Here is a 16,985-nt window from a genome sequence, read left to right as displayed (position 1 = left end):
CCTTCCCCGAGTGAGGACGGCGCTGCCGGGGGAAGGCCTGGGGGCACACCCCCCCGAACGGAGACACCCCCGTGGACGAACGCAGGCCCCACCTCCTCCTGCGGATCGCCGCCGTCATGGCGGCGTCCGTGCTGATCTGGCAGCTGATGGCCCGGATCGGCGAACTGCTTCCCGAAGGTCCGCAGGGCGGACCGCGGCACTGGGTCAACGCCCTGGTGGTGTGCGCCCTCGCCGTTCCCATGGTGTGGCTGGCACGCCGGTACCTCGACCGGCGGCCGTGGAGCGGGCTCCGCCTCACCGGACCGCGCCGCGGATGGCGTCCGTTCCTGGTGGGCGCGGTCTCCTGGCTGCTGCCCGGAGCGGCGGGGCTCGCGCTGGTCCTGGTGCCGGGGTGGGTGGCCGTCGTTCCCGAGCGGTCCGCCGCCGGAACCGCGGCGGGGCTGGCCGTGCTGGCGGTCCTGGTGCTGCTGTTCGAGGCCCTGCCCGAGGAGCTGATCTTCCGCGGCTACCTGTACCGCAACCTCAACACCGTCCTGTCCGGTTGGCTCACCGTCCTCGCCCAGGCCGCGCTGTTCACCGTCTTCGGCCTCGTCCTGTGGGTCCCCACGGCCGGGTGGGAGGTCCTGCCCGAGCGGCTTCCGCTGTTCCTCGGCATGGGTGTGGTCCTCGGATGCATCCGGCTGGTCACCGGGAACGTGTGGGCCTGCGTGGGCTTCCACACGGTCTTCCAGACCGCGGCGCAGGCGCTGCTGGCCGGAGAGCTGTTCACGGTCGGGGGAAGCCAGGAGCTGCTGATGGCGGGGGCGTTCCTCGGCCCCTTCGTGTTCGGTGTGCTGGTGACCGTGCTGCTCACCCGAGCCGAGGGCGACTGGGGCGCGCGCGTGCCCGACCCGGTCAGCTGACCATGCCCCGCTCGTGGAGGATCTCGACGAGGCGGCGGGTGGCGGGTGCGCAGCGGTGGCGCTCCCCGTGGGAGATCCAGGCGAGCTCGCGGATCTCGGCGGAGGCCGCGGGCTCGCCCTCGTGGTCGGCGGTGTAGCAGGTCATGCGCACCAGGGTGCCGGGCGGGCGGCCGTGCGCGGCTTCCTCGAACACGGTGACCAGGCGGAAGGTGCCCGGGACGAGCCGGACACCGACCTCCTCCAGGGCCTCGCGGGCCACGCCCTCCTCGTCGCTCTCCCCGGGCTCGCGCTTGCCGCCGGGGGAGTACAGGAGGTCGGACCGCTCGGGGAGGACGCACAGCACCCTGCCGTCGCGGACGTGCACCCAGACCAGGGCGTCGATCACGGAGGGGGCGGAGGACTGCGGCATGCTCCCACCCTACGCGCGTGCGGAGCGGGGGCGGAAAGATAACCATTGGGAAACGCAAGCGCCGACCCCTCTGGGCGGAGTGTCGCCGCCGGGTTACAGTCCGCTGTGACTGGGAGCGCTCCCAGACGGTGGGGGCCGTCCGAAGCACACACATCGACCAAGGAACAGCGCATGTCCCGCACTTCCCGCACACGCAAGGTCCTGGGGGCCTTCACCGGGCTTGTCGCGGCACTGGCGACGGGAACGGTGGCCCTCACCGTGCTCCCCGCCTCCGCCGCGGAATCCGAGTTCTACGTCAACCCCGACATGGCCTCCGCCCAGTGGGTCCAGGAGAACCCCGGCGACCACCGCGCCGGCGTCATCCGCGACAAGATCGCCTCCGTCGGCCAGGGCAACTGGTTCACCCAGCACAACCCCTCCGAGATCCGCGGCGAGGTGTCCGCCCTGACCGCGGCGGCCGCCGCCGAGGGGCAGATCCCGATCATGGTGGTCTACAACATTCCCGGCCGCGACTGCGGGAACCACAGCGGCGGAGGCGCTCCCGGCCACGACGCCTACCGCGCGTGGATCGACGAGTTCGCCGCCGGGCTCCAGGGGCGGCCCGCCACCATCGTGGTGGAGCCCGACGCCCTGCCGCTGGTGAGCAACTGCAGCAGCGCCTCCGACCGCCAGGCCCTCCTGGACTCGATGGCCTACGCGGGCAAGGCGCTCATGGCCGGGTCCTCCCAGGCGCGCGTGTACTTTGACATCGGCCACTCCGCGTGGCTCACCCCGAGCGAGGCGGCCGGACTGCTCCACGGCGCCGACATCGCCGACAGCGCGCACGGGGTGTCCACCAACACCTCCAACTACCGCTGGACCGCCGACGAGGTCGCCTTCGCCGAGGCGACCATCGCCGCCACCGGCGTGCCCGGCCTCAAGGCCGTCATCGACACCAGCCGCAACGGCAACGGGCCCTCTCCCGACGACGAGTGGTGCGACCCCTCCGGGCGGATGATCGGCACCCCCAGCACCACCGACACCGGAAACCCCGCCATCGACGCCTTCCTGTGGGTCAAGCTGCCGGGCGAGGCGGACGGCTGCGCCGGACGGGCGGGCCAGTTCATCCCCGAGCTGGCGTACCAGATGGCGGTCGACGCCCCCGACCAGCCGGGTCCCGGCGAGCCGGAGGAGCCGGGCGAACCGGGTGAGCCCGGGGAACCGGGGGAGCCGGGCGACGGCGACTGCGAGGCCGTGTACCGGGTCGTCAACGACTGGGGCAGCGGATTCCAGGGTGCGGTGGAGGTCACGGCCGGCACCGACCTCGACTCCTGGACCGTCGAGTGGACCTTCCCGAACGGCCAGGTGATCACCAACGCGTGGAACGCCGAGGTCTCCACCAGCGGCTCCCGGGTCACCGCGCGCAGCAACGCCTGGAGCGGCGGGCTCGCCGCGGGGCAGAGCACCGAGTTCGGCTTCACCGCCAACCACAGCGGTACCAACGGCGTCCCGGAGCCGACCTGCTCCGGTAGCTGATCCGCCGTTTCCGCGAACCGGACCGGGGCGGAGGGCCGATGCCTTCCGCCCCGGCCCGTACACCTCGGTCCTGTTTTTTGGATGCTCTCGCCGTATCGGCGGAGCCGATCCCCCGGCGAACGGCCGGCCAGGCGTTCCCGTGCAAGGCGGAGAGCGCCGCTCAGCCTGGCGGGCTTCGCAAGCTCTCCGACGCGGCAAGGGGGCGCCTGGCGGCCGTGCAGCCCGAGACGATCCGAGAAACAGGGCCTAGCTGCGCCCCGCCACCCCCTCCAGCGACGCGCGGTCCTCCTCGCCGAACTCCTCCTCCAGCTCCTCGGGGGAGGTGTCCAGGTCGATCCGGGCCACGGGCACACCGCGCGCGGACCCGATCGCGCCCAGGCGGCGCAGCGCGCGGTCCCCCGCGTAGTCGACCAGCTCTCCCGGCGTCAGCTCGTAGCGCATGGTCTCGGGGGTGGCCTCCGCGACGGCCTCCCCCACCTCGACCGTGGCCGTCACGTGCGGCAGCAGTTCCTCCAGCCGCTCCTGCACCGTGTCCCAGAGGGAGTCGTCGGCGGCGACGTGGCGGCGGCAGGTGAACGTTCCCCAGGCCATGTGGCGGCGCTCGTCGTCGGCGATGTGGGCGATGATCCTGCGCATGCCCGGGAAGATGCCCCGAGACGTGCAGATGTGGTTCCAGGCGTGGTAGCCCGTCAGCGCGAGGGAGCCCTCGATGACGTGGTTGTAGGTGACCGAGGCGCGCACCTGGTTGCGCGGGCCCGGGTCCTCCAGGAGCGCTTCCAGGGACCGGGGCAGCTCCTCGTAGAACAGCGCCCGGTAGCCGGGGTTGGAGTCCACGTACGAGTGCAGGTCGTCCCGGACGCCCACGGCGTCCAGCCACAGCCGGAACGCCTGTACGTGGCGGGCCTCCTCGAAGGCGAACTGGGTCAGGTACATCTCGTCGCCGAGCCGGCCCTCGGCCGCCATCGCCCGCAGGAAGGGCTGGAGGTCCTCGGTGACGGCCTCCTCGCCCGCGGCGAAGAGGGCGCACAGGCGCAGGATCCGCTTCCGCACGTTCTCGTCGAGCGCCTCCCAGTCCTCGGCGTCGCGGCCGAGGTCGATGTCGGCGGGGTTCCAGAATTTCGCGTTGCCCTTGGCGAACAGCCTGAGCGGGAGGGAGTCCCAGTTCAGGCCTCCGTCGCGGAGGGAGGAGAAGCCGGTGCGGCGCTGGTCGGTCATGGGGGCCTCCATGGGGGGGTGTCGCCCCCCATCATTGGACGCCGGTCCGCTCCGTGTAAAGGGTGGTGCGCCGGAGTGTGGACGGGAGGTGCACGCAGCGCAGCCGTGGCGGGCCGCCTCCCGCCGAAACGGTACGGTCTGGGGGTACCGTCCACACGAGTTCCGATCGGGGTACGACGTGTTCTGTGGTGATCCGGGATCCCCGGGCTACGCCGCGTGCGCCGCACAGACCCAGCTGTTCGCACTGGCCTCCGCGGTCCCGGCGCTCCTCGGCCTGGCCCTCCTCGCCGCCGCCTTCGCCGCTCCGGGGATCCGCGACGACAGCGCACTGCGCACGCGGGTCCTCAGCTACTCGCTGGTCGCCTGGGGCATCGCCGCGGGCACGTACGTGATGGGCGGACTGCCCTCCTTCTGACCCGGTTCAGATCTCCTCGCCCGCGAGGACGTCCGCGGCGTCGATGATCCGGTACGCGTACCCCTGCTCGGCCAGGAAGCGCTGCCGGTGCGCGGCGTAGTCCTGGTCGACGGTGTCGCGCGCCACCACGGCGTAGAAGCGCGCGGCCCGCCCGTCCGACTTGGGCCGCAACACCCGGCCCAGCCGCTGCGCCTCCTCCTGCCGGGACCCGAACGACCCCGACACCTGCACGGCCACGCCCGCCTCGGGCAGGTCGATCGAGAAGTTGGCGACCTTGGACACCACCAGGGTCCGCAGCTCCCCGGCGCGGAACGCGTCGAACAGGCGCTCACGCTCCTTGTTGCGCGTCTCGCCCTTGATCACCGGGGCGTCCAGCGACGCGCCGAGCTCGTCCAGCTGGTCGATGTAGGAGCCGATCACCAGCACCTGGTCGCCGGCGTGCCGCTCCACCAGTGCGCGCACCACGGCGGTCTTGGCCTCGGAGGAGGCGCAGAAGCGGTAGCGGTCCTCCGGTTCGGCGGTCGCGTACGCCAACCGCTCGGACTCCGACAGGTCCACGCGGACCTCCACGCAGTCCGCGGGGGCGATCCACCCCTGGTTCTCCATGTCCTTCCAGGGGGCGTCGTAGCGCTTGGGGCCGATCAGGGAGAACACGTCGCCCTCCCGGCCGTCCTCGCGCACCAGGGTCGCGGTCAGCCCCAGGCGGCGGCGCGCCTGGAGGTCGGCGGTCATCCGGAAGATCGGTGCGGGCAGCAGGTGGACCTCGTCGTAGACCACCAGCCCCCAGTCGCGGGCCTCGAACAGCTCCAGGTGCGTGTACACGCCCTTGCGGCGCGCCGCCATCACCTGGTAGGTGGCGATGGTGACCGGGCGGATCTCCTTGCGGCTGCCCGAGTACTCGCCGATCTCGTCCTCGGTGAGCGTGGTGCGCCGCAGCAGCTCCGTCCGCCACTGGTGCACCGAGACGGTGTTGGTCACCAGGATCAGCGTGGTCGCCCCCGCCAGCGCCATCGCCGCCGCGCCGACCACGGTCTTGCCCGCGCCGCACGGCAGCACCACCACGCCGGACCCGCCCGCGTGGAAGCTCTCGGCGGCCTCCTTCTGGTAGGGCCGCAGCTCCCAGCCGTCCTGGTCGAGCGCGATCGGGTGCGCCTCGCCGTCCACGTACCCGGCCAGGTCCTCGGCGGGCCAGCCGATCTTCAGCAGCGCCTGCTTGAGGTCGCCGCGCCGGCTCGGGTGCACGGCCACCGCGTCGTCACCGATCCGCTCGCCCAGCATCCCCTTGAGCTTGCGCGCGCGGACGACCTCCTCCAGGACCGCGCGGTCGGAGGACTCCAGCACCAGCCCGTGCGCGGGGTCGCCGACCAGCCGCAGCCGCCCGTAGCGGTCCATCGTCTCGGCGATGTCCACCAGGAGCGAGTGCGGCACCGGGAACCGGGAGAACCGGAGAAGGGCGTCGACGACCTGCTCGGCGTCGTGGCCCGCGGCCCGGGCGTTCCACAGCGCCAGCGGGGTGACCCGGTAGGTGTGGACGTGCTCGGGGGCGCGCTCCAGCTCGGCGAAGGGGGCGATGGCGCGCCGGCACTCGCCGGCGAGCTCGTGGCCGACCTCCAACAGGAGCGTCTTGTCGGACTGGACGATCAGGCAGGACACACGGACCTTCCTTCGGGCTCGGGGCGAGGGGGCGGCTCAGGGTGCAACGCGCGGGAGGCCCCGATCATGCCCGGCGCGCCCGGATCCCGGGAAGGGCTACATGTCGCTGAGGATCACCACGAGGACGAACAGGGCGGCCAGCAGGACGAAGCCGATGTTGGCCCAGTTGAAGACCCACGCCGTACGGGTGTGGCGGGCGGCCTTCTCCGCGTCGTACTTCTCGCCGAGGGCGAGAGCGCCGAAGACGATGCCGGGGATCGCGAACACTCCGCAGCAGAGCACCAGCTGGACGCAGGCGATCACCAGGGCCGTGATCGCGCTGCCGCTGCCGGCCTGCTGCGGGGGCGTCCCGTGGTGCGGCTGGAGCGGGACGGGAGGGCCGTACTCGACGGGCGGGGGCCCGTAGCCGACGTACCCGTCGGAGGCGCCCTGGTAGGGCGTGCCGTATCCGCCGGGGGTGCCTTGGTGGGGCGTGCCGTACCCGTCGCCGGGGTGGTCGGGGTTCCAGTTGTTCATGTGTGTGCCTTGTGCAGAGGGGAAAGGAGGGGTCGGCGCCGCTGTCAGGTGCCGAGGAGGACGAAGAACACCGCCAGGGCCGCGAGCGAGACGAGGAAGACCGCGAGCACCGCCATGTAGGCGAAGTTGCAGGCCCAGGTGTAGCGGATGTACCGCTCCACCTCCGGGGCGTCGGGGATCTTCAGCAGGGCGGTGATCCCCAGGGCGACACCGGGGGCGTTCGCCGCCAGGAGGAGGAACCACAGCTCCGACCAGACGGTGAAGGCGACGAGCGCCACCAGGCTCAGGACCGCCACCACGAGCGAGGCGACGGCCCCGCCCACCCGCGCGGGGGGACCGGCGGGCGGCGAGCCGTACTCGGGGTGGGACGCGGAGCGGGTACCTGCGGGCGGCGGGGAGCCGTACGGACCGCGCGGCGGAGAGGGCAGCCCGGGCCGGGGGACGGGGCCCTGCTCCCGTTCCCAGAAGGCCCGAGGGCCACCTGAGCCTCTCACCGGTCGGCACTCCCCCCGCTCGTCGTCCTGTGTCGTCTACCTGTTCTACCCGCCGGCAGCGACCGACGAGGCGCCCGCACCGCGAGAGGTCAGTAGTTGGTCACCGGGACCACGCCCTGGACCCAGGATCCCGCCTGGGTGAAGACCACCACCGTGAGGACCAGCATCACGAACACCATCACCCCTGCGGCACCCAGGCAGTACCAGGAGTACCGGGTGAGCACCTCGGCGCGGTCGGGCAGGCCCCGGTCGCGCGCGTGCGCGGCCCGCACGGCGAAGACGATCCCGGCGATTCCGAAGATCCAGTTCGCGCAGCACAGGAACGTGAGCGCGTGCAGGATCAGTGCCATCGTCGAGCTGCCCGCACCGCCGCCCGCGGGTGCCGGGCGCTCCGGCTCCCCGCGGTCGCGTTCGTCCCCGCGCGGCTCCTCGCGGCCGTGGTCGCGGGGGGACGAGGCTCCAGGGGGCAGGGATGCGTTGCTCATCGGGGGTGTCTCCCACTGTCGGAGGGTCGACCGTGCACCACCCTAGCGGGCGCCTCCCGCCTCCGGGCGGGCCTCCGGTCCTCCGTCCTCGCCGAGGTCGGCGACCGACGTGATCCGGTGCACGGCGAACCGGTGCACGGCCGCGCGGGTCGTGTCGTAGGCGGTGACGAAGCCGCCGTCGGCCTGGGAGGGCTCGATGATCCGGCTCACCCGGCGCCCGTCGGTGTCGGTGTAGCCGATCCACACCCGGCGCCCCTCCCGGGCGGCGGCCGAGAGCACGTCGAGCACGGCCGCGGCCCGGGACCCGGGCGGCCCGTCCTCCGGCAGCGGCACGGGCCGCCGCTCCGCGGTGGCGGCCTCGTCGCCCGCGCGCACCGCGCGCACCGCCGCGAGGGCCAGTTCCTCGCCGCGGACCTCCCGGGCCGGCGGCGGGGGCGCGTCCGGGGGATCGGCGCGGCGCACCTCGGGGCGGCCGAGGTGCATCGCCCCGTCCCCACCCTCGGGGACGGGGTGGTAGCCCAGCTGCCGCAGCCGCTCCACGAGGACGGCACGGCCGACCCGGGCCGCCACCACGGTCGGGGCGAGCCGGACCAGCCCGAGGTCGCGGGTGCGCCGGTCGCCCGCCAGCTCCTCCAGCAGGGCGGGCTCGTCGCAGCGCAGGTAGCTGGAGGCCGAGCCGGCCCGCAGCCGCCCGTGCCGCCGCCCCACGTCCGCCACCAGGTACCGCAGCGCCTGCGGCAGCGGGGTGAGCGAGTGGCGCTCCAGCAGGTCGGTGATGTCGTCGATGCCGCGCCCGGCGTCCAGCGCCCGGCGCACGGAGTCCTCGGTGAACCGGTAGACCGTGGCACCGCCGGTCGACTCCACGTCCGCCACCAGGGCGAGCTCGCGGGCCAGGTCCGCCACGAGCGGCCCCGGGGCGACGGCGGTCATGTCGCCCTGGACGAGCACGTGGTCGAGAGGCCGGGGCAGCTCGGCCGCGAGCACGCGGGCCGCGCCCTCCTCGTCCCCCTCCAGCAGGGGCCGCACGTATCCGGCGAGCGCCCCCAGACCGGTGACCCCGAGCACGGCGGCCTCGGCCGAGGCCGCCGCCACGAGCTCCGCGCGGACCGGGGACTGCCGACGCGGCCGGCACCAGGCCAGATACTCGGACAGGGACTCCGGCCGGGGGGCCGTGCCGGGCTCGGCCGCGGCGAGCGCGCGGAGCACGTCGCGCCGGGCCTGCGGGGCGGCGGGGCGCTCCAGTCCCGGGCCGAGCAGGTTGCGCACCCTGCCCCCGGCGTCCCGCGACCCGCCGAGCGAGGCCACGCGGCCCGATTCCAGCCAGGCGGAGGCCAGACGCAGCCACCGGCGCTCGGGAGGGTCCTCCCGCCACAGGTCGTACGCGCGGGTGGGCAGCCACTCGCCCCCCACGCGGTCGTCGGTGCCGAGGAGCCCGGCGGCGGAGGCCGTCTCGACGATCAGCGCGGCGGTGTCCTCGTCGGTGTCCATGGCCCGGGCGGCCCGGCGCAGGTCGCGCACGCCGAGACCGCCGTTGCGCAGGACGGCGGCGGGCTCGCGCGACCACTCCTCGAGGAGCTCCTCGACGGCGCGCAGCACGGTGAAGGCCTGTCCGGCCGCGGCGCGGGTGACGGCCTCCTCGGGACGCACGGTCCCCTCGAGGGGCGGAGGAGCGGTGCGGACCTCGCGGAACAGGGGACCGCCGCGCAGGTGCAGCGCCACCTCGCGGGGCAGGGTGAGGGTGTCGTCGCCGCTGGGCAGGAGCAGGGCGCGGGACAGGAGCTCCTCCACGGGGGAGGCCGCGGTGGCGGTGGTGACCTCGCGCCGGGCGTCGGAGACCGTGCCGCGGGGAGGCCCCCACACCATGCCCTCCAGCAGCCGCCGCGCCTGCGGCCCGGTCTGCCCGAGCAGCTCCGACACCCGGCAGGGGTCGGCCAGGAGGACGGCGACCGCCTCGACGGGAGAGGCCTCGGCAGTGTCGGGGGAGAGGTCGTCGGCCAGCCGCCGGACGGCGCCGTGCGGCATCGCCGCGAGCAGCACCCGGGCCGGCGGTCCGAGCCGCGCCGGCTCGGGGAGCAGCTCGCGCAGGACCTGGACGGGGCGCAGGCGGCCCCGGTCGGTCCACACCAGGGCCAGGCCCAGGAGCTCCTCCAGGACCCGGGGGAGCGGCGCCTCGCCCGGATCCTGGCGCAGAGCGGCGGCCAGCGCCTCCGGCTCCGCCCCGACGGGGGCGGGGAGGCGGTCGTCGCCGAGGGCCACGACCGCCTCCAGGACCTGGAGCGAGTAGCTGTCCAGGTGCTCCAGGGCGCGCAGGACGGCGTTGCGGGCGGTGGCCCGCGCGGCCAGGGCGCCGATGTCGGCGGGAACGGGCCGGGCGAGGTCGGGGCGGGCGGAGAGCAGGGCGGCCAGCTCCCCGTCCGACCGGCCGCGGAGCCAGGACGTGAAGGTCGGCGGGCGGCCGGCGGGCGCCGTGCCGGGTCCGGGCCGGTCGGGTGGTGCGTTGTCGGTCATCGGGGACCACGCTAGGCGATACCGGGGACGGTACAAGCGGGAATTCCTCCGACCGAAAAGGTGAAGAGGGATGAAAAGGCAGGTTGTCCTCGGCCACTATGGGAGCCATGACCCAGCGCTCGGAACAACTGGTTCTCGACTATCTGTCCGAGGTCGGTCTGGAGCTGCACGGCCGCCTGACGGCCAGGGAGCGCACCCTCTTCCTCGCGGACGTGCGCTCGCGGATCGACGCCCGCCGCGCCGCCGCGGGCCGGGACGACCCCGCGACCGTCCGGGACATCCTCCTCGGCCTCGGCACCCCCCGGGACCTGGTGGAACGGGAGGTCACCGGCCGCGACCTCGACCTGGAGGACGAGGAGCTCCTCCCGCCCCGGCCGCGCCAGGCGGACCGGCCGCCGCCGCCCTGGCGGGGCGGCCCGCCGGCCGGGGGCTTGGCATCGCTGCTGGAGGGTTCCCGGTCCAAGGGCGCGGGCACCCGCACCGCCCGGCGAGGCGGGTCCCTGCGGGGGGTCGCCGCGGTGGTGCGGCGCCACCCCGCCGAGGCCGCGGCCCTGCTCCTGCTTCTGGCCGCGGTGCCGTGGGGATGGGGGCTGTCCTTCCTCTGGGTGCTCGGCACCGTGCTGGTCCTGCTCAGTCCGGTGTGGAGCGCGGGCGACAAGCGGATCGCCGTGCTGGTCCCCGTACTGGGCTGCCTGGCGGGCATGGCGCTCTGGGAGGGCGAGGCGGACTTCGTCGACGAGTACGTGCAGCAGTCCCTGGCCGCGACGGGCGTCGCCGGCCTCGGACTGGGATCCCTGGTGTGCGTGCTCCACCTGTACCTCCGGCTGGGGCGCGCCTGACGGGAAGTCGCTGCGCCGGGCACCGGGCCGGCGGCTCCGGGCCGGCGGCTCCGGGCCACAGGTCATCACTCGGCAAAAACAGGGGAACGACCTTTTCCGGAACGCCTGCCCGGCGCGCGCGGGCACGCTCTTCGGGGTAAGCCTGTCCGTACACGCCGCCCTCGGCGGCTGCATCGGAACCGGTGGCCCGGCCTCCAGCCCGGCCGCCGCACCGCGTTCGGGGCGTCCCGCGCCGCCGAGTTCCGTCCCGTACTCCGCATGGCAGCGGTGGCGGGCCGCCCCGACGCGCGGGGCCCGGCCGGACCGCGTCCGGGTCCCGTCCACCGGGGCCCGAAGCGCCGACACGAGGGTGAATTATGCCCTCGCGCCGGTAACCCCTGGGTATTAGCCTTGATTGACCACCCCACACCCATGGCAACCAGTGGCGGCTCCGGAGCGGAGCGGGACGCGCGAGGGCGGAGCCGACGGCGCCCGCAAGCGGTTCCGGGGCGCCCGTCAGTGAAAGCATGAGGTCACTACGTGCCCACCGGCAAGGTCAAGTGGTACGACGGCGACAAGGGTTTCGGTTTTCTCACACGTGACGACGGCGGCGAGGTCTTCGTGCACTCCTCCGCCCTGCCCCCGGGGACCGCGGCGCTGCGCCCCGGGCAGCGGGTCGAGTTCGGCGTGGCCGAGGGGCGCAAGGGCGCCCAGGCGCTCCAGGTGAAACTGCTCGACGCGCAGCACTCGGTGGCCAAGGCGCGCCGCAAGAAGCCCGACGAGATGGTGGTCATCACCGAGGACCTCATCAAACTGCTGGAAGGGCTGTCCAACGGCTACCGCAGGGGCCGCCAACCGGAGAGCCGCGAGGCCGCCCGGATCGCGGCCGTCCTCAGAGCCGTCGCCGACGACCTGGAGGCCTGAGGCGGCGAAGGCGCACGTCCCGCCGCTCCTGGGAGGGTGTCCGGACCGGGCAGGTCCGGGCGCCCTGTGCCAGGGCAGCCGATCAAGAGCTTGTATCGGGCGAACCTTGACCGGCGTTATGGTCAAATCGGTGCCCGCGATCAGTGAGAATGGGGGGCGTGAGACCTTCTCGACGTTCTCCTGCACCGGACAAGGCATGTATCGAGGCCGTGGATCTTGCCCGCTCGGTCGCCGCCGAGATCGGGCGGCCCGAATGGGTGGGTGAGCACCTCACCCCTCAGGTCGAGGACACGCGCCTGGTCACCCACTACTTCACCTGCCTGGACCCCGCATACCCGGGGTGGAACTACGCCGTCACCGTGGTGCGCGCCGCGCGCGCCAAGAAGGTCACGGTCAACGAGGTGGTCCTGCTCCCCGGCGAGGGGGCCCTCGCCGCACCCGAATGGATTCCCTGGAAGGAGCGTCTGCGCCCCGGCGACCTCGGGGTGGGCGACCTGCTGCCCACCGACGAGGACGACGAGCGCCTCGTCCCCGGATACGCCCAGGTCCCCGAGAGCGACCTGGCCGACGAGGGCGTGGACAAGCAGATGCTCTGGGAACTGGGGCTGGGCCGCAAGCACGTACTGTCGGAGATCGGCCGCGAGCAGGCCGCCGAACGCTGGTACAACGGCGAGTCCGGACCGCGCAGCCCCATCGCCGCGGCCGCGCCCGCCCGCTGCGCCACCTGCGGATTCATGACCCCGCTCGCGGGGGAGCTGCGCCAGATGTTCGGCGTGTGCACCAACGAGTACGCCCCCGACGACGGCCGGGTGGTCTCGCTGGACCACGGCTGCGGCGCCCACTCCGAGGTGCGCGCACCCGAGTCCGCCGAGCCGGCCTCGCCCGTCGTCGACGAGATGGGGTACGACCACATCGTCTTCGACGACACCACCGAGCTCGAACTGGTCACCTCCGACTCCTGACGGCCGCCCGGTCCGGACCCGCCCGCCCGGGCAGGTCCGGACCCGGGACGCCGGCCGGGTCGGCTAGGGTCGGTCTACCGCACCCCTGCTCCGTGCCGGGGTGCCCCGTCCCGGGCCGTGCCCGCAGGAGGAAACCACCATGGCCGAGTCCGTGACCGCTCCGGTGGCCGATCCCTACAACACCGCCGAGCTGCGCCGCCGCGTCCTCGCGGCGTGGGCGGACGCGCCCGCCCGCTTCCGGGAGGACGCCAACGCCGAGGAGGACCTCGCGCTCGGCGGCTACCGCGACCGGGTCGTCGTCGAGCTCGCGCAGAACGCGGCCGATGCCGCCCGCCGCGCCGGGGTACCGGGCCGGCTGCTGCTGTCCCTGAGAGGGGACGTGCTCACCGCCGCCAACACCGGGGCCCCGCTCACCCCCGAGGGGGTGGAGTCGCTGGCGACCCTGCGCGCCTCCACCAAGCGCGACGACTCCGGAACGGCGGGCCGCTTCGGCGTGGGCTTCGCGGCCGTGGCCTCCCTCAGCGACGACATCACCGTCTCCTCCGGCGGCTCCGCGATCCGCTTCGGTGCGGAGCCGGCCCGCGCCGCCGTCGCCGAACTGCTCGCCGGCGGCACCGCCCGCAACGGCCTGGCCGAGGAGGTGGAGCGCCGCTCCGGGCACGTGCCCCTGCTGCGCCTGCCCTTCCCCGCGCCCGCCCTCCCCGGCGACACCGCCGAGGGCTACGACACGGCGGTCGTCCTCCGACTCCGGGACGCCGCGGCCCGCGACCGGGTGCGCGAACTCCTGGAGCGCACCGGCGAGGCCCTCCTGCTCGCCCTTCCCGGCCTGGAGGAGGTCCGCGTCGACGTCGACGGCGACGCGTACCTCCTCTCCCGCGAGGAGCCGGCCGGCACCGAGACCGCCGACCTGGTGACGAGCCGCACCGGGGCGGAGGGGACCCGGACGACCCTGTGGCGGGTGCTCGGCCGCTCGGGGGAGTTCGACCCCGCCCTGCTCGCCGACCGGCCCACCGAGGAGCGCGGCCGCACCGCGTGGTCCCTCACCTGGGCGGTCCCCGTCGACGCCGACGGGGCGGTGGCGGCCCTGCCCGCCGACGTGGAGGGCGTCGTGCACGCGCCCACGCCCACCGACACCGAGCTCGACCTGCCCGCCGTCCTCATCGGCACGTTCCCGCTCGGCAGCGACCGGCGCGCGGTGCAACCGGGAGCGGCCACCGACCTGCTGCTCGCGGAGGCCGCCGAGGCCTACTGCGCGCTGCTGCGCCGCCTCGACCCGCGCGCCGCACTCGAACTGGTGCCCGGCCCCCGGGTGGGCGGCGGCGCCGTCGACGCGGCGTTCCGCGCCCGGGTCGCCGAACCCCTCCGGGACACGGCCTTCCTGATCACCGAGAACGGGGCGCCGATCGCCCCGCGCGAGGCCGTCCTGGTCGACACCGGGGGAGCCGCCGGCTCCCCGGGCCTGGTCGGCGCCCTGGCGGAGCTCGTCCCCTCCCTGCTGCCCGGTTCCTGGGGCCCGCGCCACCCCGCCCTGGCGGCCCTGCGCGTGCGGCGCGTCGGCCTGGCCGACGTCGCCGACATGCTCGCCGACACCGACCGGCCGCCCCGCTGGTGGGCGGACCTCTACACGGCCCTGGCCGACGCCGGCAGCGGCGGCGCCGACCTCGACGAGCTCGGCGCCCTGCCCGTGCCCCTCGCCGACGGCCGGCTCGTGCGCGGTCCGCGCTCCCTCCTCGTCCCCGCGGGGGACTGGGCACAGGCCGGCGGGGAACTCGACCCGGCCGCTCTCGCCGCGCTGGGGGTGCGCGTCGTCCACCCCGAGGCCGCCCACCCGCTGCTGCTGCGCCTGGGCGCGATCGAGGCGGGGACCGCCGCCGTCCTGGCCGACCCGCGCACCGAGGCGGCCGTCCGCGGCTCCCTCGACGCCGACGACCCCGACCCCCTGGCCGAGGCCGTCCTCGACCTCGTCGCGGCCTCCGGCACCACCGCCGCCGACCTGCCCTGGCTCGCCGAACTCGCCCTGCACGACGACGAGGACGGGTACTCGGTCGCCGCCGAGCTCCTCGTCCCCGGCGCGCCGCTGGCCGAAGTCCTGGACGGCGACGCCCCGTTCGGCACCGTGCACGCCGACCTGGTGGAGCGGTACGGCACCGACACCCTGCGCGCGGTCGGCGCCCTGTGGGAGTTCCCCGTGCTGCGCGCCGAGGAGACCGTGCTCGGCGAGGACGCCGCATCGGCCTTCGACGGCTCCGTGGACGCCCCCGACGGCCTGGAAGAGTGGGCCGAGGAGATGCTCGAACGCGTCGGCTCGCCCGAGCTGCCGCCGGTCGTCCCCGAGCTGGTGTGTGTCGCCGACCTCGACTACGTGGCCGACGACCGCTGGCCCGAGGCCCTGACCATGCTCGCCCGGGGAGAGCTGCGCGAGGCGGTCGTCGCCCCGACGCGGATCGTGCTGCCCGACGGCCGTACGGCCGACGTGCCCTCCTACACCGCCTGGTGGCTGCGCGACCGCGCCCTCCTGGGCGGTCGCGCGCCCGCCGAGCTGCGCGCCCCCGAGGCCGACACCGCGCTGGCGGGTCTGTACGACGAGGTGCCGGCGGACGTCGACCCCGAGTTCGCCCGCGCCCTGGGGGTGCGCACCACCCTCGAGGACCTGCTGGCCGACCCCGGCGGCCCCGACGATCTGCTCGCCCGCCTGGCCGACCCCGACCGGCACGTCGAGCGCGCGGCCCTGCTGCGGATCTGGACCGCCCTGGCCGGGGTGGACCCCGAACTGGTCACGCCGCCCGAGCGCGTCCGGGCCGTGCTCGGCGGCGCGGTCGTGATCGCCGACGCCGAGGACGCCGTGGTGGTGGACTCCCCCGACCTGCTGCCGCTGGTGGAGGACCGGCCGCTGCTGCTCGTCCCGGCCGCGTCGGCGGAGGCACTGGCCGACGTGCTCGACGTGGACCTGGCGAGCGAGGTCGTCGAGGGGGAGGTGGAGTCGGAGGGGCGCAACCGCCGGGTGCCCGGCGTGGCCGGCCTCTTCCTCGACCCCGAGGGCGAGCCCGACCGCACCTACCTGCACCACGAGACGCTCACCGTGGACGGTATCGAGGTGGAGTGGTACGTCGGCGACGGCGCCGTGCACGCCTCGACCGACGACGGGTTGGCCCGGGCCCTGTGCTGGCGTGCGGAGCAGTGGGAGCGGCGCCACCTGGTGGCCGCGGCCCTGCGTGTGCCGGAGGCCGCCGCCCGGCTCCTGGCGGAGGCCGACCTCCAGTAGCCCGCCGGGGGAGCGGCCTCAGCGCAGGGCGGCGGCGAGGCGCTCGCCCAGGCCCTGCTCGGCTTCGCCCCAGGCGGTGACGTCGAGCCCGTCGCCGACGGCGAGGGTCCCGGGGCGGGTGACGGCGAACTTGGCGCCGAAGGACACCCCGCCCCCGTCGGCGCGGCGGTACCCGGCCAGCGTCCGCAGCGGTTCGGGACCGCGCCCGGCACCGGTCTCCTGGTCGACGGTGGTGACCGCGCAGCGGATGCAGACCTTGGCGTAGCCCAGTTCCGCGGTGCCCAGGCGGACGGTGCGGACACGGTCCTCGGTGTGCGGCTCTTCCCAGCCCGACACCACGATGTTGGGCCGGAAGCGGCTGATCGGCACGGGTTCGGCCCCCGCGGCCGCGATGCGCCCGTTGAGCAGGTCGAGGGAGGCGGTCGAGGCCATCAGTACGGCGGTGCTGTCGGCGAAGCCGGCGGTGCCGGGCGTGAGCCCGCCGGTCACCCGGCCGTGGTCGTCGGGCACCCGGACCAGGCGGCAGCGCACGCGGAGGACCTCCGACAGCCAGTCGGCGGCCTCCTCGCCCTGGTCGATCCCGGTGAGCGGCTGCTTGTGCACGAGCACGTCCAGGCGCGGCCCCTGCGGGTCGGCCGCGACCGCCAGCGGTTCGATCCCGTCGAAGGCCAGGTCCAGGCGGGTGCCGCCGTCGTCGATCCCGGCGCGGATGCGCGCCATGCGGGGGTCCTTGCGCTGGCTGAGGAAGCCGCCCGCGTCGTCGACCACCATGAACGCCCGGTCGTGCCGGATCCCCGCCGGGGTCAGCTCGGCGGAGCGCAGCGGGGTGCCGGAGCACCCCTTCACGGGGTAGCGGACGAGTTCGCGGATGCGGGCCATGGAACGACGCTAGCGCACCGCTCCCCGG

The 16,985-nt window shown here is 74.8% G+C and carries 15 protein-coding genes; 7 read left to right on the top strand and 8 right to left on the bottom strand.

Annotated features, from left to right (window positions below):
• The first annotated feature begins 71 nt into the window (after window positions 1–71).
• Complete coding sequence (locus FHS13_RS00690) at window positions 72–902, top strand: CPBP family intramembrane glutamic endopeptidase (RefSeq protein WP_343064849.1); 831 nt, start codon at window positions 72–74, stop codon at window positions 900–902.
• Here the strand turns inward: FHS13_RS00690 and FHS13_RS00685 are convergent.
• A complete protein-coding gene (locus tag FHS13_RS00685; RefSeq protein ID WP_184285731.1) occupies window positions 895–1,311 on the bottom strand; it encodes an NUDIX hydrolase in 417 nt (138 codons plus the stop codon). The genes FHS13_RS00690 and FHS13_RS00685 overlap by 8 nt on opposite strands.
• Before the next feature lie 171 nt (window positions 1,312–1,482).
• Here FHS13_RS00685 and FHS13_RS00680 point away from each other — a divergent pair, with 171 nt between their 5' ends.
• Complete coding sequence (locus FHS13_RS00680) at window positions 1,483–2,826, top strand: glycoside hydrolase family 6 protein (RefSeq protein WP_184285728.1); 1,344 nt, start codon at window positions 1,483–1,485, stop codon at window positions 2,824–2,826.
• 246 nt (window positions 2,827–3,072) lie between these two features.
• On the opposite strand, the gene FHS13_RS00675 is transcribed toward FHS13_RS00680, so the two are convergent.
• Entirely contained in the window at window positions 3,073–4,041 is a 969-nt protein-coding gene (locus tag FHS13_RS00675; RefSeq protein ID WP_246404266.1) for a R2-like ligand-binding oxidase, read from the bottom strand.
• A gap of 178 nt (window positions 4,042–4,219) precedes the next feature.
• On the opposite strand from FHS13_RS00675, the gene FHS13_RS00670 reads away from it, so the two are divergent.
• The gene (locus tag FHS13_RS00670; protein ID WP_184285721.1) at window positions 4,220–4,456 is read left to right on the top strand and encodes a hypothetical protein; all 237 of its coding nucleotides are present in this window, start codon (window positions 4,220–4,222) and stop codon (window positions 4,454–4,456) included.
• Between the two features lie 6 nt (window positions 4,457–4,462).
• Here FHS13_RS00670 and FHS13_RS00665 read toward each other — a convergent pair whose 3' ends face one another.
• The 5 genes from FHS13_RS00665 to FHS13_RS00645 all read right to left on the bottom strand — a co-directional run bounded on the left by FHS13_RS00665 (window position 4,463) and on the right by FHS13_RS00645 (window position 10,112).
• Window positions 4,463–6,109, bottom strand: a complete 1,647-nt coding sequence (locus FHS13_RS00665; protein ID WP_184285719.1) for a DNA repair helicase XPB — start codon at window positions 6,107–6,109, stop codon at window positions 4,463–4,465.
• Between the two features lie 96 nt (window positions 6,110–6,205).
• Window positions 6,206–6,625, bottom strand: a complete 420-nt coding sequence (locus FHS13_RS00660; protein WP_184285718.1) for a CD225/dispanin family protein — start codon at window positions 6,623–6,625, stop codon at window positions 6,206–6,208.
• A gap of 44 nt (window positions 6,626–6,669) precedes the next feature.
• Complete coding sequence (locus FHS13_RS21820) at window positions 6,670–7,119, bottom strand: hypothetical protein (RefSeq protein ID WP_343064848.1); 450 nt, start codon at window positions 7,117–7,119, stop codon at window positions 6,670–6,672.
• An 89-nt stretch (window positions 7,120–7,208) separates the two neighbouring features.
• Window positions 7,209–7,604 carry a CD225/dispanin family protein gene (locus FHS13_RS00650; RefSeq protein ID WP_184285716.1) on the bottom strand — a complete coding sequence of 132 codons (396 nt, stop codon included), beginning with the start codon at window positions 7,602–7,604 and terminating at the stop codon, window positions 7,209–7,211.
• Between the two features lie 42 nt (window positions 7,605–7,646).
• Window positions 7,647–10,112, bottom strand: a complete 2,466-nt coding sequence (locus tag FHS13_RS00645) for a helicase-associated domain-containing protein (protein WP_184285714.1) — start codon at window positions 10,110–10,112, stop codon at window positions 7,647–7,649.
• 107 nt (window positions 10,113–10,219) lie between these two features.
• Here FHS13_RS00645 and FHS13_RS00640 point away from each other — a divergent pair, with 107 nt between their 5' ends.
• The 4 genes from FHS13_RS00640 (at window position 10,220) to FHS13_RS00625 (ending at window position 16,078) form a co-directional block, all read left to right on the top strand.
• Complete coding sequence (locus FHS13_RS00640; protein WP_184285712.1) at window positions 10,220–10,951, top strand: hypothetical protein; 732 nt, start codon at window positions 10,220–10,222, stop codon at window positions 10,949–10,951.
• Between the two features lie 519 nt (window positions 10,952–11,470).
• Window positions 11,471–11,854 (top strand): cold shock domain-containing protein, encoded by a 384-nt coding sequence (locus tag FHS13_RS00635; protein WP_184285710.1) that lies wholly within the window; start codon window positions 11,471–11,473, stop codon window positions 11,852–11,854.
• A 209-nt stretch (window positions 11,855–12,063) separates the two neighbouring features.
• Window positions 12,064–12,816, top strand: a complete 753-nt coding sequence (locus FHS13_RS00630; RefSeq protein ID WP_184285708.1) for a DUF3027 domain-containing protein — start codon at window positions 12,064–12,066, stop codon at window positions 12,814–12,816.
• Window positions 12,817–12,955: 139 nt separating this feature from the next.
• Complete coding sequence (locus tag FHS13_RS00625; protein WP_184285706.1) at window positions 12,956–16,078, top strand: sacsin N-terminal ATP-binding-like domain-containing protein; 3,123 nt, start codon at window positions 12,956–12,958, stop codon at window positions 16,076–16,078.
• An 18-nt stretch (window positions 16,079–16,096) separates the two neighbouring features.
• On the opposite strand, the gene FHS13_RS00620 is transcribed toward FHS13_RS00625, so the two are convergent.
• A complete protein-coding gene (locus tag FHS13_RS00620; RefSeq protein WP_184285704.1) occupies window positions 16,097–16,957 on the bottom strand; it encodes an MOSC domain-containing protein in 861 nt (286 codons plus the stop codon).
• Window positions 16,958–16,985: the final 28 nt, after the last annotated feature.

Source organism: Nocardiopsis algeriensis, assembly GCF_014203695.1.
Classification (GTDB): domain Bacteria; phylum Actinomycetota; class Actinomycetes; order Streptosporangiales; family Streptosporangiaceae; genus Nocardiopsis; species Nocardiopsis algeriensis.
This window is presented reverse-complemented; position numbering and strand designations above follow the sequence as displayed.